Source organism: Halopseudomonas oceani, assembly GCF_002903165.1.
GTDB classification, from domain to species: domain Bacteria; phylum Pseudomonadota; class Gammaproteobacteria; order Pseudomonadales; family Pseudomonadaceae; genus Halopseudomonas; species Halopseudomonas oceani.
Genome location: NZ_PPSK01000002.1, coordinates 149,704 through 172,822, shown reverse-complemented (window position 1 = coordinate 172,822; position 23,119 = coordinate 149,704). Strand labels below are relative to the sequence as shown.

General features: G+C 61.8%; 18 protein-coding genes and 1 tRNA gene. 7 read left to right on the top strand and 12 right to left on the bottom strand.

Translation table 11 applies throughout. The features are described from left to right. Positions 1 to 158 precede the first annotated feature (158 nt). The 4 genes from dinB to C1949_RS02970 all read right to left on the bottom strand — a co-directional run bounded on the left by dinB (position 159) and on the right by C1949_RS02970 (position 4,665). A complete protein-coding gene (dinB, locus tag C1949_RS02985) occupies positions 159 to 1,211 on the bottom strand; it encodes a DNA polymerase IV (protein ID WP_104736997.1) in 1,053 nt (350 codons plus the stop codon). 43 nt (positions 1,212 to 1,254) lie between these two features. Continuing rightward, the gene (locus tag C1949_RS02980; protein ID WP_104736996.1) at positions 1,255 to 2,436 is read right to left on the bottom strand and encodes a GGDEF domain-containing protein; all 1,182 of its coding nucleotides are present in this window, start codon (positions 2,434 to 2,436) and stop codon (positions 1,255 to 1,257) included. Positions 2,437 to 2,569: 133 nt separating this feature from the next. Further along, positions 2,570 to 3,220 carry a response regulator transcription factor gene (locus C1949_RS02975; protein ID WP_104736995.1) on the bottom strand — a complete coding sequence of 217 codons (651 nt, stop codon included), beginning with the start codon at positions 3,218 to 3,220 and terminating at the stop codon, positions 2,570 to 2,572. An 8-nt stretch (positions 3,221 to 3,228) separates the two neighbouring features. Beyond that, the gene (locus C1949_RS02970; protein ID WP_104736994.1) at positions 3,229 to 4,665 is read right to left on the bottom strand and encodes a sensor histidine kinase; all 1,437 of its coding nucleotides are present in this window, start codon (positions 4,663 to 4,665) and stop codon (positions 3,229 to 3,231) included. A gap of 177 nt (positions 4,666 to 4,842) precedes the next feature. On the opposite strand from C1949_RS02970, the gene C1949_RS02965 reads away from it, so the two are divergent. The 7 genes from C1949_RS02965 to C1949_RS02935 all read left to right on the top strand — a co-directional run bounded on the left by C1949_RS02965 (position 4,843) and on the right by C1949_RS02935 (position 12,808). Further along, entirely contained in the window at positions 4,843 to 6,462 is a 1,620-nt protein-coding gene (locus C1949_RS02965; protein ID WP_104736993.1) for an acyl-CoA synthetase, read from the top strand. Between the two features lie 158 nt (positions 6,463 to 6,620). Then, entirely contained in the window at positions 6,621 to 7,997 is a 1,377-nt protein-coding gene (locus C1949_RS02960) for a solute carrier family 23 protein (RefSeq protein ID WP_104736992.1), read from the top strand. Between the two features lie 26 nt (positions 7,998 to 8,023). After that, positions 8,024 to 9,262, top strand: coding sequence for an OprD family porin (locus tag C1949_RS02955; RefSeq protein ID WP_104736991.1), 1,239 nt, complete (start codon positions 8,024 to 8,026; stop codon positions 9,260 to 9,262). 68 nt (positions 9,263 to 9,330) lie between these two features. Then, a complete protein-coding gene (locus tag C1949_RS02950) occupies positions 9,331 to 10,200 on the top strand; it encodes an MBL fold metallo-hydrolase (RefSeq protein ID WP_104736990.1) in 870 nt (289 codons plus the stop codon). Between the two features lie 77 nt (positions 10,201 to 10,277). Further along, a tRNA-Met gene (locus C1949_RS02945) sits at positions 10,278 to 10,354 on the top strand. 159 nt (positions 10,355 to 10,513) lie between these two features. Further along, a complete protein-coding gene (locus tag C1949_RS02940; protein WP_104736989.1) occupies positions 10,514 to 11,740 on the top strand; it encodes an MFS transporter in 1,227 nt (408 codons plus the stop codon). A gap of 12 nt (positions 11,741 to 11,752) precedes the next feature. Next, complete coding sequence (locus C1949_RS02935; RefSeq protein ID WP_104736988.1) at positions 11,753 to 12,808, top strand: enoyl-CoA hydratase/isomerase family protein; 1,056 nt, start codon at positions 11,753 to 11,755, stop codon at positions 12,806 to 12,808. Here the strand turns inward: C1949_RS02935 and C1949_RS02930 are convergent. The 8 genes from C1949_RS02930 to C1949_RS02895 form a co-directional block, all read right to left on the bottom strand. Then, positions 12,799 to 15,903 (bottom strand): error-prone DNA polymerase, encoded by a 3,105-nt coding sequence (locus C1949_RS02930; protein WP_195826128.1) that lies wholly within the window; start codon positions 15,901 to 15,903, stop codon positions 12,799 to 12,801. The genes C1949_RS02935 and C1949_RS02930 overlap by 10 nt on opposite strands. Beyond that, complete coding sequence (locus C1949_RS02925; RefSeq protein WP_104736986.1) at positions 15,879 to 17,288, bottom strand: Y-family DNA polymerase; 1,410 nt, start codon at positions 17,286 to 17,288, stop codon at positions 15,879 to 15,881. The genes C1949_RS02930 and C1949_RS02925 overlap by 25 nt, the downstream gene beginning before the upstream one ends. A 7-nt stretch (positions 17,289 to 17,295) precedes the next feature. After that, positions 17,296 to 17,907, bottom strand: a complete 612-nt coding sequence (gene imuA, locus C1949_RS02920) for a translesion DNA synthesis-associated protein ImuA (RefSeq protein WP_104736985.1) — start codon at positions 17,905 to 17,907, stop codon at positions 17,296 to 17,298. A 264-nt stretch (positions 17,908 to 18,171) separates the two neighbouring features. Continuing rightward, complete coding sequence (gene ispD, locus C1949_RS02915) at positions 18,172 to 18,870, bottom strand: 2-C-methyl-D-erythritol 4-phosphate cytidylyltransferase (RefSeq protein WP_104736984.1); 699 nt, start codon at positions 18,868 to 18,870, stop codon at positions 18,172 to 18,174. After that, positions 18,867 to 19,097, bottom strand: a complete 231-nt coding sequence (locus C1949_RS02910) for a septum formation initiator family protein (protein WP_088273905.1) — start codon at positions 19,095 to 19,097, stop codon at positions 18,867 to 18,869. Before C1949_RS02910 ends, ispD begins: the two co-directional genes overlap by 4 nt. 98 nt (positions 19,098 to 19,195) lie before the next feature. Beyond that, the gene (gene eno / locus C1949_RS02905) at positions 19,196 to 20,485 is read right to left on the bottom strand and encodes a phosphopyruvate hydratase (protein ID WP_104736983.1); all 1,290 of its coding nucleotides are present in this window, start codon (positions 20,483 to 20,485) and stop codon (positions 19,196 to 19,198) included. Positions 20,486 to 20,537: 52 nt separating this feature from the next. Next, a complete protein-coding gene (kdsA, locus tag C1949_RS02900; protein ID WP_104736982.1) occupies positions 20,538 to 21,383 on the bottom strand; it encodes a 3-deoxy-8-phosphooctulonate synthase in 846 nt (281 codons plus the stop codon). A gap of 21 nt (positions 21,384 to 21,404) precedes the next feature. Beyond that, the gene (locus C1949_RS02895; RefSeq protein ID WP_104736981.1) at positions 21,405 to 23,033 is read right to left on the bottom strand and encodes a CTP synthase; all 1,629 of its coding nucleotides are present in this window, start codon (positions 23,031 to 23,033) and stop codon (positions 21,405 to 21,407) included. Between the last annotated feature and the right edge of the window lie 86 nt (positions 23,034 to 23,119).

The window sequence follows — 23,119 nt, the reverse complement described above, 5'->3', positions numbered from 1 at the left end:
CATGGCCGAAAAATGGCCCCGGCCCTGCGGGTTGCGCCTGTAAAGCCGCCACTCGGCGTCGCTCGTCGCTTACGCGGAATGACCACGCTACGCTTCTCGCTCCTTGATTGGCGGCTTTACAGGCTGCAACAGGCCGGTGAACGAAACGGCAACAGACCCTAGAACAGCCTGAGCTGCTCACCCAGCTGGCTGTGACTGCTGTCCAGCCGCACGCCCACGCCAATCAGTCGCACCGCACAATTGCCACGGGCAAACGCCTGAGCGCACAGCTCGGCGTAGCCAGCCGGGGTAATTGGCGCACCGGCCTGCTCCAGCGTGGTCTGGGTGAAGTCGTGAAACTTGAGTTTGATAAACGGCTTGCTGACCCGGTAACTGCCTTCCAACCTGCCAATACGCTCGGCCAGCTTGTCCAGTAGCGGCGGCAACGCCGCCAGGCAGGCGTCCAGATCGGGCAGATCATGCTCGTAGGTGTTCTCGACGCTGACCGACTGACGGCGGCTTTCGACCACCACCGGACGCTCGTCGATTCCCCGCGCCAACTCCCACAAGCGCTCACCGAAACTGCCGAACTCCCGAGCCAGATCCTGCTTGCGCCACGGCAACAGCTCGCTGCACACATCAACGCCCAGACGCTGCAGCCGCTCTGCTGTCTTGCGCCCAACGCCATGCAGCCGCGACACCGGCAGGTCACGCAAAAAATCTTCCACCTGATCGGGCAGAATCACCTTCAGGCCATCCGGCTTGTTCCAGTCACTGGCAATCTTGGCGAGAAACTTGTTCGGCGCGACCCCGGCCGACACCGTAATGCCCTGGGTATCGCGCACCCGCTGGCGAATCTCCTTGGCCATCAGCGTTGCGCTACCGCGGCAGGCTGGACTGTCGGTGACATCCAGATAGGCCTCATCGAGCGACAGCGGCTGAATCAGCGGTGTGTAATCGGCGAAGATGGCCTGAATGGCCTGGGAGACCTCACGGTAGACCGACATCCGGCCCGGCACGATCAACAACTCCGGACACAGCTTCTTGGCGTAGGCCGAGGCCATCGCCGACCGCACCCCGTAGGCACGCGCCTCGTAGTTGCAGGTGGCGATGACGCCGCGCTTGCCCGGATCGCCGCCGACCGCCAGCGGCCGGCCGCGCAGGCGCGGGTCGTCGCGCATTTCTATCGCGGCGTAGAAGCAATCACAGTCGATATGGAGAATCTTGCGCACGGGCCACCGACACAGCGGGTAGACAGGCAGGCAGTGTAACCGATCAGGCGGTCATTACCCGATTGCGCCCGGCACCTTTGCCTTCATACAACGCCTGATCCGCCCGGCGTATGATTACCTCAAGGTCGAAATCATCCGGCTGAACGGTGGTCACTCCGAACGTAGCGCTGACCGGCAGCAACTCCCCTTGCACCGGCACCGGCGTCTCGGCCAGCGCCTCGCGCAGCCGGTTAAGCACCGCGACAGCCTGCTCCAGGCCCGTATCGGGCAGGATCAAAATAAACTCCTCACCGCCAAAACGACCCACCACATCAGAGTGACGCAAAGCGCATGAGAGGTGCTGAGCGACATGCTTGAGTACCGTATCGCCGACATCATGCCCATACTGATCGTTGATCCGCTTGAAGTGGTCTAGGTCCATCACGCAGAGAGACATTTCCTGCTGCAGCCGGCTGCAGCGTTCCCGTTCGCGCTGGAACAGCATTTCGTACTGACGCCGATTAAACAGACCGGTCAGCGGATCGGTGGTGGCCTGCCGCTTCAGTTCTGCTTCCAGCGCCTCGCGCCGCTTTATTTCGTCCTGCAGATCGCGGTTGCTGCTGATCACCTGCATCAACAGGGCATACTGCTGCCGCTGGGCGAGCTGCCAGCGCAAGGCAGTAAAAAAGCCCACGGCGGTCGGCAGCGCCAGAATGAAACCCAGACCAATCACCTTGTCGGCGCCCATACCGCGTGCGGCAACACAGGCCATCATACCGATGCTGAGGAAGGCGGCCGCCAGCAGCGACAGATACACACGGTTGGGGATGAACATGAACAGCGCCAGCAATGAAATCGCAACTACCGCGATCACCCAGCTGACCATATCGTGACGCAGGAAGTAGAGCATGAAGAACAGCACACTGCCGAACACCTCGGCGGCGGTGACGGCATAGCCATCGCTGACCAGCGATGGCTTGCTGCGCAATTGCCAGTAAAGCAACAGCAGCACCGCCGCGGTTGCCAAACGCCAGCCGAACAGCAGGAAGAGGTCGTATCCACTGCCTAGTGCGGAGTAATCCATCAGGCCGAACAGCAACAAAAGGGACGCCCAGACCAGCAGGGCCCGGCGCAGCGAACGTGCAGCATCAGCTTCGCTATGGCGACGAAATGCCTGCTCGATGGAGGGATGAACAAACTCGCCGCGCCAGCCGCTGAGCCTGTAATCGGTCGTAGCTGTATGCACCCGTGAGATCCTTTTTATTATTGTGCACGCCGCCTACCGGGAGCGGACGGCTCATCTCAAGAAGTGATGTCATTATGACGCCATTATTTTATCTGTCACCTCCTGTGACCCAACTCCACATCCTTGTTTGAACTCAGTCCTGCAAGGACCGCAGCGGTTGCAGCGTGAACGGATCGACCACACCCACCCCAACCAGCATGCCAACCAGCGCAGGCAGGCTATCGGCCTGCATCCGCTTCATCACCCGCGAGCGGTACAGATCAATTGTCTTAACACTGACGCCCAACTGCTCGGCAATCTCCCGATTACTGTAGCCCTGAACCAACGGTAGCACGATATCCTGCTCGCGCGGCGTCAGCCGCTCCAGCCGCTGCTGGACCTCCTGCCCCTGCGGTGCAACCTGCGCGGGACGCTGACTCAGCGCACGTTGCACGCTGTCCAGCAGCAACTGCTCGTTATAGGGTTTTTCGATAAAGTCGACGGCTCCGCCACGGAACGCACGCACCACGATGGGCACGTCGGCATGGGCGCTGACAAAAATCACCGGCAGACCAATATCACGCTCGCGCATGGCATCCTGCACGGCCAGCCCACCCATTCCGGGCATGCGCACATCAAGCAGAACGCAGGCCGCAGCGGTGGGGTCGCAGGCATCAAGAAAAGCCTGACCGTTAGTAAATGGCAGCGCCTTAAGGCCCATCGATTCGAACAGCCAGACGGTCGAGTCCAGCATGCCCTGATCGTCGTCTACCACATAAACCAGTTGTTGTAGGTGTTCCGGCATTGCAGCCCCTAGTTGGAAACGGCCGGCAGCAGGCAACGCAAGCACAGGCCACCGGTATCGGCGGGCAGCGCGTTGAGGCTGCCGCCAAAGCCCTCTACGATACCCTGACTCATCGACAGCCCCAAGCCCAGACCATCGGCCTTGCTGGTGTAGAAAGGTACAAACAGCTGCTCACGCGCCTCGGCACTCACCCCCGCACCCTGATCAATCACGTCAATACAGACCATCTCGTCAACCAGCTGGATATGCAGCTGCACCTGTGAGCTCTGCTCGGGATGCTGTTCACGGTTGGCGTCGATTGCGTTACGCAGCAGGTTCAACAGCACCTGCTGCAGCAAAATCGGGTCAACCTGCAGCTTGGGCAAGCCAGCCTCGGCCTGCTGAATGATCTGCACCTGATGTTGCGACGCCTCCCAGGCGCACAGCCCAACCGCCTCATGCGCCAGAATGGCGGCATCCACTTGCTGCAGCCGCCGCGTACCCTTGCGTAAAAAACCACGCAAACGGCGAATCACCGAGGCGGCGTGCTCAGCCTGCTCACTGATTCGCGCCAGTCCGTGTCCGACCCGCTCGGCCTCAGGCTCGGTACTTCCCATCTGCGCCAGATAGCGCTGGCTGGCTCCGGCATAGTTAAGGATTGCAGCGAGCGGCTGGTTCAATTCATGGGCGATACCGGATGCCAGCTCCCCCAGAGTTGCCAGCCGTGCCGCATGGGCCAATTCGTCCTGCAACCGGCGGTTGTGCTCCTCGCTTTGCAGCCGCTCGGTGATATCACGGGAAACGCTGATCACTTCCACAACCTCCCCGGTGTAGGTCTCGCGGATCGCCCGGCTGGCAGTTTCGAACCAGCGGTACTCACCGCTGGCGTGGCGAATGCGGTAGCTGTAGGTCAGGTAGCCGTCCTGCTCCAGCGAACTGCGAAATCGGGTCAACAAGGCATCACGTTCCTGCGGATGAAACAGGCTATCGAGGCGCTCGCCGCGCAATTGCTCGGGCCACACGCCCAACAGGTTCCAGGACGCAGGAGACGCATCAATAAAGCGACCATCGGGGCGGTGGCGCGAAATCAGGTCGGTAGTGTTCTCGATGATCAGGTGATACAGCCGGCGGGCAACCGTCGCCTCCTGCTGATGCTGCAGCCAACGGGTAGCATCACGACCGCGCACCCAGACCTGCGCCGTCTCCACCAGCGGGATATAGCTCCAGAGCAGATGGCGACTGCCACAGCGGGTATGCACGTCTTCAATCGCCCGCTGCTGCTGAGCGGCAGCGGCCACCAGCTCGGCATGATTATGCGGCAGCCAGGCGGCTAGGTCGGCGTTGTCAGTCTGCAATTGCTGTAAGGCGGTGTTGCGAAACATCGGCTCGCCAGTTGCGCTGACCAGCATCATTGGCAGCGGGTCAGACTGCAGCAGGCCGTGCAATGTCGGCAGTGAATCGCTCATGGCTCACCATATAGTAAAAACACCATAATACCTTGGTGCATATTCCATAATCCTGAAAAAAATTATATAAATCACCCTCACAAGAATACGCCGGTCTCACCCGTACCGGCCAGATGAATATTCCAGGGCGTTTGCTTTGCCAGCGGCGCCATCGATAACTACAAGAAGGTTTTCGTCATGACGATCTATCAGGAAGGTCTGGCTCCCGCTGCCGTCAACCATATGGCCCTTTCCCCGCTGTCGTTCATTGAGCGCACCGCTGCGGTCTACCCGAACTACCCCGCTGTTATCCACGGCAGCCAGCGCCGCAACTGGCAGGAGACCTACCAGCGCTGCCGCCGCCTGGCTTCTGCGCTATACGGTCGGGGTATTCGTCAGGGCGATACCGTTGCCGCCATGTTGCCGAATATTCCCGCCATGCTGGAATGCCACTTTGGTGTACCCATGATCGGCGCCGTGCTCAACACCCTGAACGTGCGTCTGGACGCCGAAGCCATCGCCTTTATGCTCGACCACGGTGAAGCCCGCGTGCTGGTCACCGACCGTGAGTTTCACGAGGTCATCCGTCAGGCGCTGGAATTGATCAAACGCCCTATTCTGGTCATCGATGTCGACGATCCCGAGTACGGCGAAGGCGAAGCCCTGAGCGATCTGGACTACGAAGCCTTCCTCGCCGAAGGTGACCCCGAATTCGACTGGCACTGGCCCGAAGACGAATGGCAGGCCATTACCCTGAATTACACCTCCGGCACCACCGGCAACCCCAAGGGCGTGGTCTACCACCACCGTGGCGCTTACCTGAACGCCATTGGCAATCAGATGACCTGGGGTATCGGCATGCATCCGGTCTACCTGTGGACCCTGCCGATGTTCCACTGCAATGGCTGGTGCTACCCCTGGACCATTACCGCGATGGCCGGCGTCCACGTCTTTCTGCGCCGGGTCGACCCGCAGAAGATCCTACACCTGATCCACGAACACCGCGTCACCCACCTGTGCGGCGCCCCCATTGTGCTGAACGCCCTGGCCAGCATGCCGGATTCGGCCAAGGCCGCTATCGATCACCCGGTCAAGGCCATGGTCGCCGGTGCAGCGCCGCCGGCCAAGGTCATCGGCGCGGTCGAAAACATGGGCATCCAGATCACCCACACCTACGGCCTAACAGAGGTCTATGGCCCGGTGACGGTCTGTGCCTGGCACAGCGAGTGGGACGACCTAACGCTGGAAGAGCGTGCCGAGCTGAAGTCCCACCAGGGCGTGCGCTACACCACGCTCGAAGGCGTCATGGTAGCCAACCCAGATACCCTCAAGCCGGTCCCCAAGGACGGCAAAACCATCGGCGAGATTTTCATGCGCGGCAACACCGTCATGAAGGGCTACCTGAAGAATCCGGAAGCGACTGCCGAGGCCTTTGCCGGTGGCTGGTTCCACACCGGCGACCTCGCCGTCTGCCACCCCAATGGCTACGTGCAAATCAAGGACCGCCTGAAAGACATCATCATCTCCGGTGGCGAGAACATCTCTACCATCGAAGTCGAAGATACGCTCTACAAGCACCCGGCGGTCATGGAAGCGGCAGTCGTCGCCCGCCCGGATGAGAAGTGGGGTGAGACGCCCTGCGCCTTTATCACCCGGCGCCGCGAGCACGATGTCAGCCATGAAGACATCATTGCTTTCTGCCGCCAGCACCTTGCCGGATTCAAGGTTCCCAAGACGGTGATTTTCACCGAGCTGCCGAAAACCTCGACCGGAAAGATCCAGAAGTTCGTGTTGCGTGACTGGGCCAAGGCGCTCTGATCACCAACACAAACCAGGGACAGCCGATTGCTCACCACCACCACCGTGCCTCACCGGCGCGGTGGTGGCTGGTGAGCGCACGGTAACGCCCACCCATAAAAAAGCCGTTTCACAAAAACAACAAGCAGCCCGGTTTTACCCGGCTGGCGGAGCTACTCATGCAAATCTTCAAGCGCGCCGATGGCGCGGAACAACCTTTCTGGGCCTGCGGCCCGTTCAAGATTCGACTGCCGTTCGTGCACTACCGGTGGGAAACTGCCGAGATGTTGCAGGCGCTGATCATGTTTGTGGTCAGCCTCGGCATGATCCCGCTACTGGAAAAATACCTCGGTCTGCCCTACGACGTGGCCCTGGCCTACGTGGTGGTCTGTGGTGTCGGTTTCATGCTGCCCGCCCTGCTCGGCGTGCCCATGGTGCCGGGCTGGATTACCCCGGCCATCCCGGTCGTACTGCTGTTTCTCGGCGACTTCGAGCCGGGCCCGCAGGCCATTCAGGCGTTGTTTGCCTTGCAACTGCTGGTCTGCCTGATCTTCTTCGTCCTCGGCATTACCCGTCTGGGCAGCGCCATGGTGCGCATCGTGCCCAACTCGATGAAGGGCGGCATCATCATCGGCGCCGGCATCGCAGCACTCATGGGTGAAATCTCAGCAGGCGGTCGTCTGGCCAACACCCCGATCTCGCTGACCCTGGGTACCCTGATCTGCCTGTATCTGATGTTCTCCGCGTCGTTCAAGGGGCTGACCGACCGCCTGCCGCTGATGCGCAAGATCGTCAACTACGGCATGGTGCCGGGCATGCTGATCGCCATCGTAGTCGGCATTGGCGTCGGCGAATACAAAATGCCGGACGTACGCTGGGGCATCACCGCACCGGCCTTCGGTGAGATGTGGAACTACCTGCCGTTTACGGTCGGCATTCCCGAGGCCAAGGTCTTCATGCTCGCTGTGCCCACCGCCGTGATTGCCTACATCATTGCCTTCGGCGACATCATCGTCGGCCAGTCGCTGATGCAACGCGCCGATGAGCTGCGCCCGGACGAGGTCATCGAAAACAACATTGACCGAGTACATCTGGTTACCGCTATCCGCAACGCCCTGCATGCTCTCTTTGCGCCCTACCCCGGTCTGGCTGGCCCGATCTGGACGGCAGTAGCCGCCACCATGGCCGAGCGCTACAAGTATGGCCGCAAGGCAATGGACTCGATCTACAGCGGCGCCGGCACCTTCTGGATCACCGGTTTCATCGCTCTGTTCATGCTGCCACTGGTGAGTTTCTTCCAGCCGGTGCTGCCGATTGCGCTGTCGCTGACGCTGGTACTAACCGGCTACATCTGCCTGATGGTGGGTTTCGAGCAACTGAGCAACAACGCCGAGCGCGGCGTCGCCGGCACCATGGGCGTGGTACTGGCCGTCTACGGCGCAGGCTGGGGCCTGGCCACCGGCGCGGTGTTATATCTGCTGATTGAGCGCACCAGCCTGCTGAGCTTTCGCAGCGCCCACCCGGATCAGAAAACTGATATTGAAACCGCTGAATAATCGATAAAAACAAGAGACACACTGCAATGAAAAAGATCCCTGTCTTCCTGCTGACTGCCCTTTCTGCCGCACTTGCGACTCCGGTCAACGCTGCCTTTGTCGACGATGCCCAGACACGAATCGAGCTGCGCAACTTCTACTTCAACCGCGACTTCCGCCAAAGCAATGCGGCCCAGAGCAAGGCCGATGAATGGGCCCAGGGCGTGCGCGCCTACTGGCAGTCCGGCTACACCGAAGGCCGTCTGGGCTTTGGTCTGGACGCCATCGGCCTGCTGGGCGTCAAACTGGATTCCAGCCCTGACCGCACCGGCACCGGCATTCTCAAGCGCGACACCAGCGAAAACCGCGCGATGGACGAATACAGCGAGCTGGGCCTGACCGTCAAACTCAAGTTTGATCAGCACCTGCTGCGTGTTGGCACCCTGATCCCATCGCTGCCGGTCGCCATGCACAACGACAGCCGCCTGCTGCCACAAAGTTTCCGCGGCGGCTGGTTGCAAGCGCAGGGCAGCGACAGTCTGCAGCTGGAACTGGGCCGCTTCGACGCCATCAACCTGCGTGAATCCTCCGACTACCAGCGCATGCGCCCGGTACAGGGCGGTGCGCGCAACGTAGTCGTGAGCGGCAAACCCGACAGCGACGCCTTCGACTTTGCCGGTGCCAGCTGGGATATAAGCGACGCAACCAAACTCAGCTACCACTACGGCGAACTGCAGTCGATCTACCGTCAGCACTATCTGGTGCTCAACCACAGCCAACCGCTGGGCAACGGCACACTGGCGCTGAACCTGCGTCATGCTGACAGCAGCGACGCCGGCCGCAGTAACATCGACAACCGCATGAGTAGCGCCACCCTGTCGTGGCAGGCGGGCATGCATAAATTCACCGGCAGCTATCAGCAAATGGAAGGCGACACCGGCTTTGCCTACCTGAACGGCACCGACCCCTTTCTCACCCATCTGGTACAAATTAACGACTTCGCCAACCGGGATGAGCGCAGCTGGCAACTGCGGCACGACTACAGCTTCGCCGACCTGGGCCTGCCCGGGCTGAAAGTGATGAATCGCTATACCCACGGTAGCAATATCGAAATCGCGAATAATCGCGGCCGCGAGTGGGAACGCAACAGCGATGTGATGTATACCGTGCAGAGCGGTCCACTACAAAACCTCTCGCTACACTGGCGCAACGCGACCTATCGCAGCACCTTCGGCAGCGACATTGACGAGAACCGCGTGATCATCGGCTACACCTTCAGCCTTTGATTGTTTTCAAAAAAGGCGGCCACTGCGCCGCTTTTTTGCACAAACACCCAACACAGGATTGATCAGCCATGCGCACAATCACGACACTGGAAGGCAACAGCCAACGCTTGGATGGCGGTGCCATGTTCGGCAACGCACCCAAGGCACTTTGGTCCCGCTGGGTCGAAACTGATGAACAGAATCGAATCGCGCTGAGCTGCCGGGCCATGCTGGTGCAGGAAGAGGACCGCAACATTCTGGTCGAAACCGGCATCGGCGCCTTCTTCCCACCGAATCTGAAATCCCGCTACGGCGTTGTCGAAGACCGTCACGTCCTGCTCGACAGTCTGGCCGACGTTGGCCTGACCGACGCCGATATCGACGTGGTGGTCCTGACCCATCTGCACTTCGATCACGCCGGCGGGCTGCTCAGCGCCTGGCAGGAAGGCCAACCGGCGCAGTTGCTATTCCCCAATGCCACCTTCGTCACTGGTCTGCGCCACTGGCAGCGGGCACGTCGGCCGCACCCGCGCGATCAGGCCTCATTCATTCCGGAGTTGTTGACCCTGCTGGAAGACAGCGGCCGACTGGAGCTGGTTGAAGATGGCAAGCAGTCGAAAACCCTCGGCCCAGACTGGCGCCTGCGCTTTAGCGATGGCCACACCCCCGGCCTGATGATCCCGATCATCGACATGCCCGACGGCCCTGTCGTGTTCCCGGGCGATCTGATTCCCGGCGCGCCCTGGGTGCACCTGCCGATCACCATGGGCTACGACCGCTTTCCGGAAACCCTGATCGAAGAAAAGGAAGCGCTGCTCGACAGCCTGATCGCCGTTAATGGGCGACTGGTTTTCACCCATGATCGGGACGTTGCGATGGCCTGCGTGAGCCGCGACGCCAACAGCGGACGCTACAGCGTCAGCTCACCACAGGCGCGCATAACCGGCCTTGCACGCTGACCCAGGCAAAATAAAAAAATCTTTTTCGTTCAATCGCTTGACAGCCATTCCTAAAACAGTAGAATGGCGACCTCTGACGCGGGGTGGAGCAGTCTGGTAGCTCGTCGGGCTCATAACCCGAAGGTCGTAGGTTCAAATCCTGCCCCCGCAACCAGGTTCAAAACCGCTGATTGGTTAACGCCGATCAGCGGTTTTTTTATTGCCTGACATTCATAGCCTCGCGCGCATTTTTCTCCCTTACCCACTCCCCTATACTGCGGCACTGAACATTGCCGTACCGGACAACGCCGGTCTCTCCTGCAAGAGAAACAACATGCACAGTACTATTAAAAAACCCTCACTGCGCTGGCTCGCCTTCACCTGCGTTTGTCTGTTCTTTCTCTTTGAGTTCGTCGTTCGCATCGAGCCTAGCCTGGCGGCATCCGATATCGCCCACTTTCTAGGCCTCAGCAACACCGAGTTCGGCGTACTCGCCAGCCTGTTTTTCTGGGTCTATGCCCCCATGCAGCTGGTTGTCGGACTCGCTCTGGATCGCTTCGGCGTGCGTCGCACCCTCGTACCTGCAGTACTGTTATGCGCATTGGGTGCCGCACTGTTCGCCGCAAGCAATCAGCTCGCGCTGACGGCAGTCGGTCGCTTGCTGACCGGCTTTGGTGCCTCCTTCGCCTTCGTCGGCGCACTTTACGTCGTCAACCACCAGTTCGCACCGGAGCGCTTCGCCGTGCTCTCCGGCATAGTCAATGCCATGGGCATGCTGGGTGCCGCAGTTGGTGCGGTGGCGCTATCCGGCCTGATCGAAGTCAACGGCTGGCGTCCGGTATTTCTGCTGACCGGCGCAGCGGGTGCCGGACTGTTTGTGTTGGCGTTCCTGTTTTTGCACGGTGTGCGCACCAATGAAAGCCGCAACAGCCACCTGCTCGCTCCGCTGCGTACCGTTTTCAGCAGCCGTCGAATCTGGCTTATAGCCGTGGTCGGCTCCCTGTTTTACATGCCGGTCAACGTATTCGCCGGGCTCTGGGGGCAGCAGGAAATGATCAAGGATCACACCCTGTCTCCGGTCCAGGCTGAGACTGCGGTCTCTATGATCTATTGGGGCATGGCCGCCGGCAGCGTTTTGTCCGGCATCGTCTCCGACTGGCTCGGCCACCGCAAATGGCTGGTAGTCGTTACCGCCCTGCTGGCCGCACTGGCCTACAGCCTCGCCATTTACGGCCCCACCACCAGCGTACTGCAGAGTGCTGCACTGCTGTTCATGGGCGGGCTGTTCGGCGGCGGCCAGATGCTTACCTTCGCCATGGCCAAAGAAGGCGAACCCACCGAGGTGTCAGGCTCCGTTATTGCATTCGTCAACATGGTCGGCATCGGCAGCGCGCTGATATTCCAGCCACTGCTGGGCTATCTGGTAGATCTGGAGCACGGCAGCTTTGCCATTGCAGCCAGCACCATTCCGCTCTGCCTGCTGGCCAGCGCACTGCTGGCGTTGCTGGTGCGCGAACAACGGCATCCCGACCACATTTCCGCTACCCAGGCAACGACCTGATGGAGATCCTGCATGTCTGATTCAACCCAACCGGTGCTGGCTGAACGCCGAGGCCACATTGGCCATCTGACCCTGAATCGCCCAACCGGACTGAATGCACTGACGCTGGAAATGGTGCGCCAGCTGCACCAACAACTGGAACGCTGGGCGAATGATCCCCAGATTGCAGCAGTGGTTCTGCGCGGCGCAGGTGAGCGCGCCTTCTGTGCCGGCGGCGACATTCGTCACATGTACGACAGCTATCTGGCCGGCCGCAGCCACGAGCCGGAAACCTTCTTCAGCGAAGAATATGATCTGGACGCTTACATCCACGCCTACCACAAACCGATTCTGGCGCTGATGGATGGCTTTGTTCTGGGCGGCGGTATGGGGCTGGCGCAGGGCGCGAGCATCCGTCTGCTGACCGAGCGCTCACGGCTCGGCATGCCGGAAACCGGCATTGGCTACTTCCCTGATGTCGGCGGCAGCTATTTCCTGTCGCGCCTGCCGGGTCAACTCGGCATGTACCTGGGCATCACCGGCAACCATGTTGGCAGCAGCGACGCTCTGTATGCCGGTCTCGGCGACCTGTGCATCAACAGCGACAGACTGAGCGAGCTGAACAGCCTGATCGACAGCTTCAACCCGGCTGACGGCAGCCTGCGCGATCAGGTCGCCGCACTGGCAGACGCTGAGCTGCCCGCAGCCGAGCTAGAGGCGCTGCAACCGGCCATCGATCTGCACTTTGCCCAACCCGACATCGCTGCAATCCGCGCCTCACTGGCCAGCGAACAGCGGGCCGAGTACCGCGACTGGGCCCAGCGCACCGTCCAGATCATCGACAATCGCTCGCCGCTGGCGATGGCCGTCACCCAGGCCATGTTGCTGCGTGGTCGCTCATTGCCACTGGCGAACTGCTTTGCCATGGAACTGCACATCGGTCGACAGTGGTTCGAAAAGGGCAACATCATGGAAGGGGTGCGCGCGCTGATCGTCGACAAAGACAAGCAGCCGCGCTGGCAACCACCGCATATCGACCAGCTTGATCCGGCGGAGGTCGAAGCCTTCTTCGACGGCTTTCAGCGGTAATCCCGGCTGCGGACATCCAGCTTGTGTAATAGCCCGGTCAGGTCGTGCAGCTGCCGGGCGATCACATGACGCACCCCGTCGCGCGCCTCAAACTGCCCGCGCACTTCCAGCAGGCGCGAGCCACGCAGCACCGAGCGCTGCCGCTCGGCCAGATCGCTCCAGACGATCACGTTGATCATGCCGAACTCGTCTTCCAGGGTGACAAAGGTCACCCCGGTGGCCGTCTGCGGACGCTGGCGACCGACCACCAGCCCGGCCACCCGTACCAGCTGGTCTGGCGACATTGCCAACAGCTCCCGAGAACTGCGGCAACCCAGCTCGCGCAGCTGATCACGCAACAGTCCCAGCGGATGCGGGCCCATGCTGGTACCGAGACTGGCGTAATCGGCTTCCATATCTTCCACCACCGAGGGTTGCGGAATCAGCGCCGGACTCTCGGCCTGATCGTGCTGCGCCTGAAGCAGCGGCAACTGCGGCTCGACGCCTGCCACTGCCCAGCGTGCCCGAAAACGATTGCCCGCCAGTCCGCGCAGCGCTCCGGCGTCAGCCAGCTGGGCGCGGGCACGGCTACCCAAGCCGCCACGCTGGGCCAGATCAGCGACATCGGCAAAGTCCTGCTGGGCGCGCGCCCGCAGTAGCTGCTCGGCATCGTCCCGACTCAGGCCTTTCACCTGCCGCAGGCCAAGGCGAATGGCCGGTTGCGCCCCCTCCTGCTTGACCGCTTCCAGCGAACAGTCCCAGTCACTGCAGCGCACATCCACCGGCCGGATTTCGATCTGGTGGCGGCGGGCGTCCTGCAGCAGCTGGTCCGGACTGTAAAACCCCATCGGCCAGCTGTTGATCAACGCACAGGTGAAGGCTGCCGGCTCATGACACTTCAGCCAACTGCTGGCGTAACTCAGCAACGCAAAACTGGCGGCGTGGGACTCGGGAAAGCCGTAGCTGCCAAAGCCCTTAATCTGCTCGAAGATGCGCTCGGAAAAGGCCTGGCTGTAGCCGCGCGCCAGCATGCCCTCGGTCAACCGTTGCCGGTGGTGCTCCAACCCGCCGTGGCGCTTCCAGGCAGCCATTGAGCGGCGCAGTTCATCCGCCTCGCCCGGTGTGTAGCCAGCAGCAACAATCGCCAACTCCATCACCTGCTCCTGAAACAACGGCACGCCCAGGGTGCGCTCGAACACCTTGCGCAACTCAGGTGAGGGATAGTCGACCGCTTCTTCTTTATTACGGCGCCGCAGGAAGGGATGCACCATGTCGCCCTGAATCGGCCCGGGCCGCACAATCGACACCTGGATCACCAGATCGTAGAAACAGCGCGGGCGCAGCCGCGGCAGCATCGCCATCTGCGCCCGCGACTCGATCTGAAACACGCCGACGGTATCGGCCCGGCTGATCATCTCGTAGGTCGGCAAATCATCCTGCGGAATAGTTGCCAGCGTCAGATCACGGCCACGGTGGCGCCGCAACAGGTCGAAGGTGCGACGCAGCGCGCTGAGCATCCCCAGCGCCAGCACGTCGACCTTGAGCATGCCGACCGCGTCCAGATCGTCCTTATCCCACTGGATCACCGTACGGTCGGCCATGCTGGCGTTCTCCACCGGCACCAGGGTATCGAGCGGCGCATCCGACATGACAAAGCCGCCCGGATGCTGCGACAGGTGCCGGGGAGAACCGATCAGCTCGCCCGCCAGCGTCAGCACCCGGTGCAGCCAGGGATTGTTTACGTCGAACCCTGCCTCGGCCAGCCGCTCGGCACTGGGCAGCTGCTTGCTCCAGCGACTGCAACAGCGCCCAAGCTGATCAATCTGCTCCTGCGGCAACCCGAGTGCCCGTGCCACATCGCGTACCGCGCCCGCCGACAGGTAACGGGTAACCACCGCGGTCAACGCGGCGCGCTCACGACCGTGACGGCGAAAGATGTACTGGATGACCTCTTCGCGCCGCTCGTGCTCAAAGTCCACGTCGATATCCGGCGGCTCATCCCGTTCACGGGAGATAAAACGCTCGAATAGCAGGTTGCTGCGGCCTGGGTCTAGCTCAGTGATCCCCAGCACAAAACATACCGCCGAGTTGGCGGCAGACCCGCGCCCCTGACAGAGAATGTGCTGCTCACGGGCAAAGGCGACGATGTCCTGCACAGTGAGGAAGTAGCTGTCGTAGGCCTTCTCGGCGATCAGCGCCAGCTCGTGCTCCAGCTGCGTACGCACCTTGTCGCCGACCCCGTTCGGCCAGCGCCAGGCCGCACCACGCCAGGTCAGCTCGCGCAACCAACTGGACGGGGTGTGCCCCTCCGGTACCAGCTCGCGCGGATACTGATAGCGCAGCTCACTCATGTCGAACCGGCAGCGCGCCGCGATACGGCGGCTTTCCTCCAGCAGCGCTGACGGGTAGATCGCCGCCAGCGCCGACAGGCTGCGCAGGTGACGCTCACCGTTAGCAAACAGCCGACTACCCGCCTCCATCACCGTGCAGTGGTGACGCAGCGCGGTCAGAGTGTCCTGCAGTGCTCGTCGCCCGCGTACGTGCATATGCACGTCACCGCTGGCGACACAGGGCAGACCGAGCCGCGCCGCCAGCCCCTGCAGTTGATCGAGCTTGCGCGCATCGTCCGGCCCACGGTGCAGCTCGACTGCCAGCCACAGACGCCCCGGCAGCAGCGGCTGCAGTTGCCGGCCGTGCTCTTCATCCTGACCGTGGCGCGGCAGCCATAGGCCCAGCAAACCGTCGAGTCCATCGGTCAGATCCTCAAGCCGCAGACAATACTCGCCCTTGCCAGCCCGGCGACGAGCCAGGGTCAGCAACCGACACAGGCTTTGATAGCCGGTCAGGTTCTCGACCAGCAACACCAGTTTGGGGCCGTTCTCCAGCTGAATCTCGCTGCCAACAATCAGTTTCAGCCCCACTTCCTGGGCCGCCTGCCAGGCACGGACGATTCCCGCCAGGCTGCCCTCGTCAGTAATCGCCAGGGCGTCATAGCCGTGCTGGCGAGCGCGGGCGAACAACTCCTGCGCACTGGACGCCCCACGCTGAAAGCTGAAGTTCGACAGGCAATGCAGTTCCGCGTAGCCCACGCTCATGCAAACCACCCGTGTACCCAGAACGGGCCGGGGCGACCGGCGGCATGAAAGGCCCAGGCCCGACGCCCGTCGCGGGTTTCGATCAGGTAGTAATCACGCCGAACGTCGTCGCCGTCCCACCAGCCGGATTCGATTCGCTCCGGCCCGGCCAGTACCCGCGGGAACAGGTCATTGAGCAGCTCCGGCTCGGCCAGCAGCCATCCCGGCCGCGGCCCGGCCGGGCGCGCTGCGGTGTCGCCCCGCTCCACAGCCAGCCAGCTGTGCTCGGGCCGATGTTCATCCACCGCGGCCAGCGGCTGCACCACCTTATCGCCAAGACGTGAACGCAGCCGCTCACAAACCTGCAACCAGCTCTGCGACTGCTGCGGCCGGTTACTGAACAGCTCTGCTGCTGCGGGTACAAAGCGCGGCAGATCTTCGGCCAGCAGGGTCAGCGCCTGTACCGGCGCGGCCAGCTCGATACGCTCCAACCGTCCCCGCGCCAACTCGAACAGCCGCTCGGAGTCACGCTCGGCCCCAAGCAAGCCGACCGGCACCTCGCTGGCGGGCTGGCGACGGTGCTCCAGAATCAGTACAAAGCGCTGCACCCCACAGTCACGCCCGGCCAGAAAGGTCGCCAGATCACTGATCAGGCGCCGCAGCGGGAACAGCAGCGAGGTGTTCGTCTCAACGTCAAAGTTGAATTCGATGCGCTGACGAAAATGATCTGGCGGCTGATAGCAGCTCAGCGCCAGCGGATGATGCCCCTGCAACTGATCAAGATGCGCCAGCAATTGGGGCGGGAAGCGTTTGGCTAGGCCGTCTCGCGGCAATTCCAGCACCTGCTGCAGTCGGCGCAGGCCCATGCGCTGCAGGCTCTCAACCAGCTCGCCCGGCAGGCCGCTGCGCGCCACCGGCAGACGCAGCAGCTCGGTCTGCAGCGCCTGCTCGTCCACCGCCAGCCCATCCGCCACGTTGGTCAGCACCCGCGCCGCCAGCGGATTGGGCGCCAGCACCAGCCGATGCTGAAAGCCCAGCGCCTGCAGCTCAGCACGCAGACGCAGCTCAAGTTCAGGCCATGGACCGAACAGACGCAGACTGGACGCCACCTCCAACAACAGGGTACGGGGGAAATCCAGACTCACATGACCACTGAAGCCGTACGCCCAACTGGCCAGAAACTGCTGCCAGTGCTCGGTCTGCGCCGGGTCATGCTCAACCGTGTCAAAGCGCTCCAGCAACATGCGCGCGTGGGTCAGACTTTGCCCTGATCGCAACCCCTCGGCACGCGCTGCCCCATTGACCGCTTGCAGCACCCGCCGCTGCGGCGGCCCGCCGAGCAGAGCCAACGGCACGTCGGCGTCCTCCCGACTGCGCAGCACCGCATCCAGAGCCAGCTGGGGAAAGAGAATGCAAAGCCAGCGCATGATGACCTCAGAATGCCGCCGGGACTGGCCGTGCCGGAGGCACGCCACCGCGGCACTTGAGAACCCGCCACTGCCGAGGCTGGTTATCCAGCAGCAGACGCAGCGCAGCCGGTGACGGGTTGTCAGCAGCACGCCGATGGCGCAACACAAAGGCCAGGGCCTGGCCGCTGTCAGCCGCCACCTGCAGCCGTCGCAGGGCTCGGTCATCGGCCTGCTCCGGCCAGCACAGCACAGCACCACAGCTGCCCGAGCGCAGACACTGCTCCGCCGCCCATAGCCGCTCAGCGCCACTGACCTGCAGCAGCGATACCTGCGCCAACACCACACCCGCCGCCTGCCAGGCCGGGGCAAAGGGAATCGCCGGCGCCCCCACCAGTACCACCCGCTCACCTGCCTGGGTCAGTCGTGCCAACAGCGGCCACAATAATTGCTGCTCGCCACTGCCGGGTTGCCCCAGCAAAATCTCGTTCAGCGCAGCCAGCTGCCAGCCACCACCGGGCAATACCGCATCCAGTTGCGCGTGCCCAGTCGGCTGTTCGGCAACCGGCTCACTCTGCTGCCGCCCACGCCAGACACGCCGCGTCTCCAGCAACCGATCAAGTGCAACCACCGCGCCCATGGAAACCTCATAAATGCACTGTATATACGTACAGCTTATTTATTCGCATGGTATCGGTCAATTGCAAACAGACGGGCACGACCAACGGCGTTTAAGATGACTGCAATCACGGCGCTCGGGGTGGCATGCGCGCGGCACGACATGTCGCGTCCCTACGAGGGGGCCCAGCGCAGGTTCCAGAAATTGGCGTAGGGGCACAGCATGCTGCGCCCGAAAGGCATCGATGCCACGCAAGGAAGCCAGCTCAGACGCTAGCAAGAAAAATCAACAGTCGCGCTGCCGCAACCACTCAAGATCCTCAGGACGAGTGATCTTCAGATTATCGGCCCGCCCCTCAACCAACAACGGCGCCTGCCCGGCCCACTCCATGGCCGAGGCCTCATCGGTAATCAGCGCACCCGCTGCCAGCGCATCAGTCAACGCCTGCTGCAGTGCCCCAAGGCGAAACATCTGCGGGGTATAGGCCTGCCAGAACTGGCTGCGGTCCGGGGTGGCCGTAACCCGGCCATCCGGGCCAATCTGCTTGAGGGTGTCGCGCACCGGCACCGCCAGCAGACCGCCGACCGGATCATCACCCAGCGTGTCCAGCAGCTTGTGTAGATCGCCATCGGTCAGATTGGGGCGAGCCGCATCGTGCACCAGCACCCAGTCGTCATCAGCCGCGCCCTGCTCGCGTAACGCAATCAGGCCATTGAGTACCGAGTCCGCACGCTCGCGTCCGCCGACTGCGCGGGTGATACGCGTATCCTGCGCACAGGGCAGCATCGGCCACCAGCCATCATTTGCAGATAGGGATACCACCAACCCGCGCAATCCCGGCTGATCCAGGAAGCAGGCCAATGTGTGTTCGATCAGGGTGCGTTCACCCCAGAGAAGGTATTGCTTCGGACGGTCTGCCTGCATACGCGCGCCGACACCGGCGGCGGGCAGAACGACCCAGAAATCGGGTGTAGCGACGCTCATTGGTCGCTCAGTTGGAACAGGGTTTCGCCCTGCTTGACCATGCCCAGCTCACGACGGGCACGCTCTTCGACAGTTTCCAGCCCCTGCTTGAGTTCAATGACCTCTGCCGTCAGCACACGATTACGCTCCAGCAGCTGTTCGTTCTCGCGCTGCTGCTCGGCAATCTGCTGCTTCAGCTGGGAAACGTGGGCAAGACTGCCCTCGCCGACCCAGAGTCGGTACTGCATCGCCGCCAGCAGCGACAGCGCAATGAGCCAGAGCCATTTCAAGCCGAATGCTCCTGTCGAGGAATGGCGGGTACGCTCACGCGTACCCGCCAGACCGATCAGCCGCGGAACTCGGCGCGACCCTTGTAGGGCGCCTTGTCACCCAGTTGCTCTTCGATACGCAGCAGCTGGTTGTACTTGGATACGCGGTCGGAACGGCACAGCGAACCGGTCTTGATCTGACCGGCAGCGGTACCCACAGCCAGATCGGCGATGGTGCTGTCTTCGGTCTCACCGGAGCGGTGCGAAATAACCGCAGTGAAGCCGGCAGCCTTGGCCATCTGGATCGCTTCCAGGGTCTCGGTCAGCGAACCGATCTGGTTGAACTTGATCAGGATGGAGTTGCCGATCTTCTCGTCGATACCGCGCTTGAGAATCTTAGTGTTGGTCACGAACAGGTCATCACCGACCAGCTGCACCTTCTCGCCGATCTTGTCGGTCAGGACTTTCCAGCCAGCCCAGTCGGACTCGTCCATGCCGTCTTCGATGGAGATGATCGGGTAGCGCTGGGTCAGACCCGCCAGGTAGTCGGCAAAACCGGCCGCATCGAACACCTTGCCTTCACCGGCCAGATCGTAATTGCCGTCCTTGTAGAACTCGCTGGAAGCGCAGTCCAGTGCCAGAGTGACGTCGTCACCCAAGGTGTAACCGGCGTTGGCTACGGCCTCGGCGATGGCTGCCAGCGCGTCTTCATTGGAAGCCAGGTTCGGCGCGAAGCCGCCTTCGTCACCCACAGCAGTGTTCAGGCCACGGGCCTTCAGAACGGCTTTGAGATGATGGAAAATCTCCGCCCCCATGCGCAGCGCATCGGCGAAGTTCTTGGCGCCAACCGGCTGCACCATGAACTCCTGGATGTCGACATTGTTGTCGGCATGTTCACCACCGTTGATGATATTCATCATCGGTACCGGCATGGAGTAGACACCGGGGGTGCCGTTCAGGTCAGCGATGTGCGCGTACAGCGGCACGCCCTTGGCCTGGGCAGCCGCCTTGGCAGCAGCCAGGGAGACGGCGAGGATCGCGTTAGCGCCCAGAGTGGCCTTGTTCTCGGTACCGTCCAGCTCGATCATGGCGCGGTCCAGATCGGCCTGGGCAGTCGCATCGCAGCCAACCAGCAGCTCGCGGATGGGGCCATTGATATTGGCGACGGCCTTGAGCACGCCCTTGCCGAGGTAACGGCTCTTGTCGCCATCACGCAGTTCCAGCGCTTCGCGCGAACCGGTAGAGGCGCCGGAAGGAGCGCAGGCGCTGCCCATGATGCCGCCTTCCAGGATTACATCCGCTTCAACGGTCGGGTTACCACGCGAGTCCAGAACCTCACGGCCCTTGATATCAATGATTTTTGCCATCTTTACTTGCTAGCTCCGTATATCGGGTCAATCGGGTGAAAGCGGTAGCGGCTCAAGCCGTTTCCAGAACCGGGAAGCTCTTGACCAAGTCGTCAAGCGCCTTCAACTGGCCAAGGAACGGCTCCAGCTTGTCCAGGCGCAGGGCACAAGGGCCGTCGCACTTGGCGTTATCAGGATCAGGGTGCGCTTCGAGGAACAGACCCGCTAGGCCCTGGCTCATGCCCGCCTTGGCCAGATCGGTAACCTGAGCCCGGCGACCGCCGGCCGAGTCACTGCGACCACCCGGCATCTGCAGGGCGTGGGTCACGTCGAAGAACACCGGGTATTCGAACTGCTTCATGATGCCGAAGCCCAGCATGTCGACGACCAGGTTGTTGTAACCGAAGGACGAACCGCGCTCGCACAGCACCAGGCGGTCGTTGCCGGCCTCTTCACACTTGGTGAGGATGTGCTTCATTTCCTGCGGAGCAAGGAACTGGGCCTTCTTGATGTTGATCACAGCATTGGTCTTGGCCATCGCCACAACCAGATCGGTCTGCCGGGACAGGAAAGCCGGCAGCTGAATAATGTCGCAGACCTCGGCAACCGGCGCGGCCTGGTAAGGCTCGTGCACGTCGGTAATGACCGGCACGTTAAAGGTGCGCTTGATCTCTTCGAAGATCTTCAGCCCCTCTTCCATGCCGGGGCCGCGGAACGAGTTGATCGACGAGCGGTTGGCCTTGTCGAAGCTGGCCTTGAACACGTAGGGAATCCCCAGCTTGCTGGTGACTTCAACGTAGCGTTCGCAGATCTGCATTGCCAGATCACGCGATTCCAGTACGTTCATGCCACCGAACAGAACGAAGGGTTTGTCGTTGGCCATCTCGATGTCACCAACGCGCACGATTTTCTGTGCCATAAGCCAGCTTCTTCCTTAATCTCAGCCGTTCTTGTGCTGACGCAGCGCGGCGCCGATGAAACCACTGAACAGCGGGTGGCCGTAACGCGGCGTCGAGGTAAACTCCGGGTGGAACTGGCACGCCACGAACCACGGGTGATCCTTGACCTCAACCACTTCAACCAGTGCGCCGTCGCCGGAACGACCGGAGACGTTCAGACCGCCTGCCTGCAGATCGGGCAGCAGGTTGTTGTTGACCTCGTAACGGTGACGGTGACGTTCAACGATCACGTCCTTGCCGTAGCAGTCGTAGGCCTTGGAGCCCTGTTCGAGCGTACACTCCTGCGCACCCAGGCGCATGGTGCCACCCAGATCGGAGGCTTCGGTACGCAACTCGGTCTCACCGGATGCGTCCTGCCACTCGGTGATCAGACCGACAACCGGATGACCGGAGGTCTTGTCGAACTCGGTAGAGTTGGCATCGCTCCAGCCCAGCACGTTACGGGCATACTCAATGACCGCGACCTGCATACCCAGACAGATACCCAGGTACGGAATCTTGTTTTCGCGGGCGTAACGCACGGCAGTGATCTTGCCCTCGACACCACGGGAGCCGAAACCACCCGGAACCAGAACGGCATCAACGCCGTCCAGCAGGCCAGTGCCCTTCTGCTCAATGTCTTCGGAGTCGATGTAGCGCACATTGACCTTGGTGCGTGCCTGAATACCGGCGTGGCTGAGTGCTTCGATCAGCGACTTGTAGGCATCGAGCAGTTCCATGTACTTGCCGACCATGGCGATGGTGACTTCGTGTTCAGGGTTGAGCTTGGCGTCAACCACACGGTCCCACTCGGACAGGTCAGCCTGACCGCACTCCAGGCCAAAACGCTCGACGACGAAGTCATCCAGGCCCTGGGCGTGCAGTACAGACGGAATTTTGTAAATGGTGTCGACGTCTTCCAGGCCGATGACCGCACGCTCTTCCACGTTGGTGAACAGCGCGATCTTGCGGCGCGAGGACAGGTCGATCGGATGATCGGAGCGGCAGATCAGCACGTCGGGCTGCAGGCCGATGGAGCGCAGTTCCTTGACCGAGTGCTGGGTCGGCTTGGTCTTGGTCTCGCCAGCAGTGGCGATGTACGGCACCAGCGTCAGGTGCATCAACATCGCGCGCTTGGCGCCGACTTCTACCCGCAGTTGGCGGATGGCTTCCAGGAACGGCTGGGACTCGATGTCGCCCACGGTACCGCCGATTTCGACCAGCGCCACGTCGGCATCGCCAGCACCCTTGATGATGCGGCTCTTGATCTCGTCGGTGATGTGCGGGATGACCTGAATGGTCGCGCCCAGATAATCACCACGGCGCTCCTTGCGCAGCACGTCGGCATAAACACGGCCGGTGGTGAAGTTGTTGTTCTGGCTCATGGTCGCGTTGACGAAACGCTCATAGTGACCCAGATCGAGGTCGGTTTCCGCGCCATCATGGGTCACGAAGACTTCGCCATGCTGGAAGGGACTCATGGTACCCGGATCCACGTTGATATAGGGATCCAGCTTGAGCATGGTGACCTTGAGGCCACGCGCCTCGAGAATCGCCGCGAGGGACGCAGAGGCAATGCCCTTGCCCAAAGAAGAAACAACACCACCCGTGACGAAGATGTAGCGCGTCATGAAAAACCCATAGATTGAACAGTTAAGCGGCTTGCACCGCGAGGAAATCGAAGGGAGTCAGAGGCGACCTGAAGGGTCAGCCAAAG

Bases quoted from the DNA above. Each gene is read 5' to 3' on its own strand.
- C1949_RS02970 (WP_104736994.1), bottom strand. From the start codon at position 4,665: ATGAGCGATTCACTGCCGACATTGCACGGCCTGCTGCAGTCTGACCCG.
- C1949_RS02910 (WP_088273905.1), bottom strand. From the start codon at position 19,097: ATGCAGTACCGACTCTGGGTCGGCGAGGGCAGTCTTGCCCACGTTTCC.
- ispD (WP_104736984.1), bottom strand. From the start codon at position 18,870: ATGAGCGTCGCTACACCCGATTTCTGGGTCGTTCTGCCCGCCGCCGGT.
- C1949_RS02960 (WP_104736992.1), top strand. From the start codon at position 6,621: ATGCAAATCTTCAAGCGCGCCGATGGCGCGGAACAACCTTTCTGGGCC.
- C1949_RS02925 (WP_104736986.1), bottom strand. From the start codon at position 17,288: ATGCGCTGGCTTTGCATTCTCTTTCCCCAGCTGGCTCTGGATGCGGTG.
- C1949_RS02975 (WP_104736995.1), bottom strand. From the start codon at position 3,220: ATGCCGGAACACCTACAACAACTGGTTTATGTGGTAGACGACGATCAG.
- C1949_RS02965 (WP_104736993.1), top strand. From the start codon at position 4,843: ATGACGATCTATCAGGAAGGTCTGGCTCCCGCTGCCGTCAACCATATG.
- kdsA (WP_104736982.1), bottom strand. From the start codon at position 21,383: ATGGCACAGAAAATCGTGCGCGTTGGTGACATCGAGATGGCCAACGAC.
- C1949_RS02935 (WP_104736988.1), top strand. From the start codon at position 11,753: ATGTCTGATTCAACCCAACCGGTGCTGGCTGAACGCCGAGGCCACATT.
- C1949_RS02950 (WP_104736990.1), top strand. From the start codon at position 9,331: ATGCGCACAATCACGACACTGGAAGGCAACAGCCAACGCTTGGATGGC.
- C1949_RS02955 (WP_104736991.1), top strand. From the start codon at position 8,024: ATGAAAAAGATCCCTGTCTTCCTGCTGACTGCCCTTTCTGCCGCACTT.
- C1949_RS02895 (WP_104736981.1), bottom strand. From the start codon at position 23,033: ATGACGCGCTACATCTTCGTCACGGGTGGTGTTGTTTCTTCTTTGGGC.
- imuA (WP_104736985.1), bottom strand. From the start codon at position 17,907: ATGGGCGCGGTGGTTGCACTTGATCGGTTGCTGGAGACGCGGCGTGTC.
- C1949_RS02940 (WP_104736989.1), top strand. From the start codon at position 10,514: ATGCACAGTACTATTAAAAAACCCTCACTGCGCTGGCTCGCCTTCACC.
- eno (WP_104736983.1), bottom strand. From the start codon at position 20,485: ATGGCAAAAATCATTGATATCAAGGGCCGTGAGGTTCTGGACTCGCGT.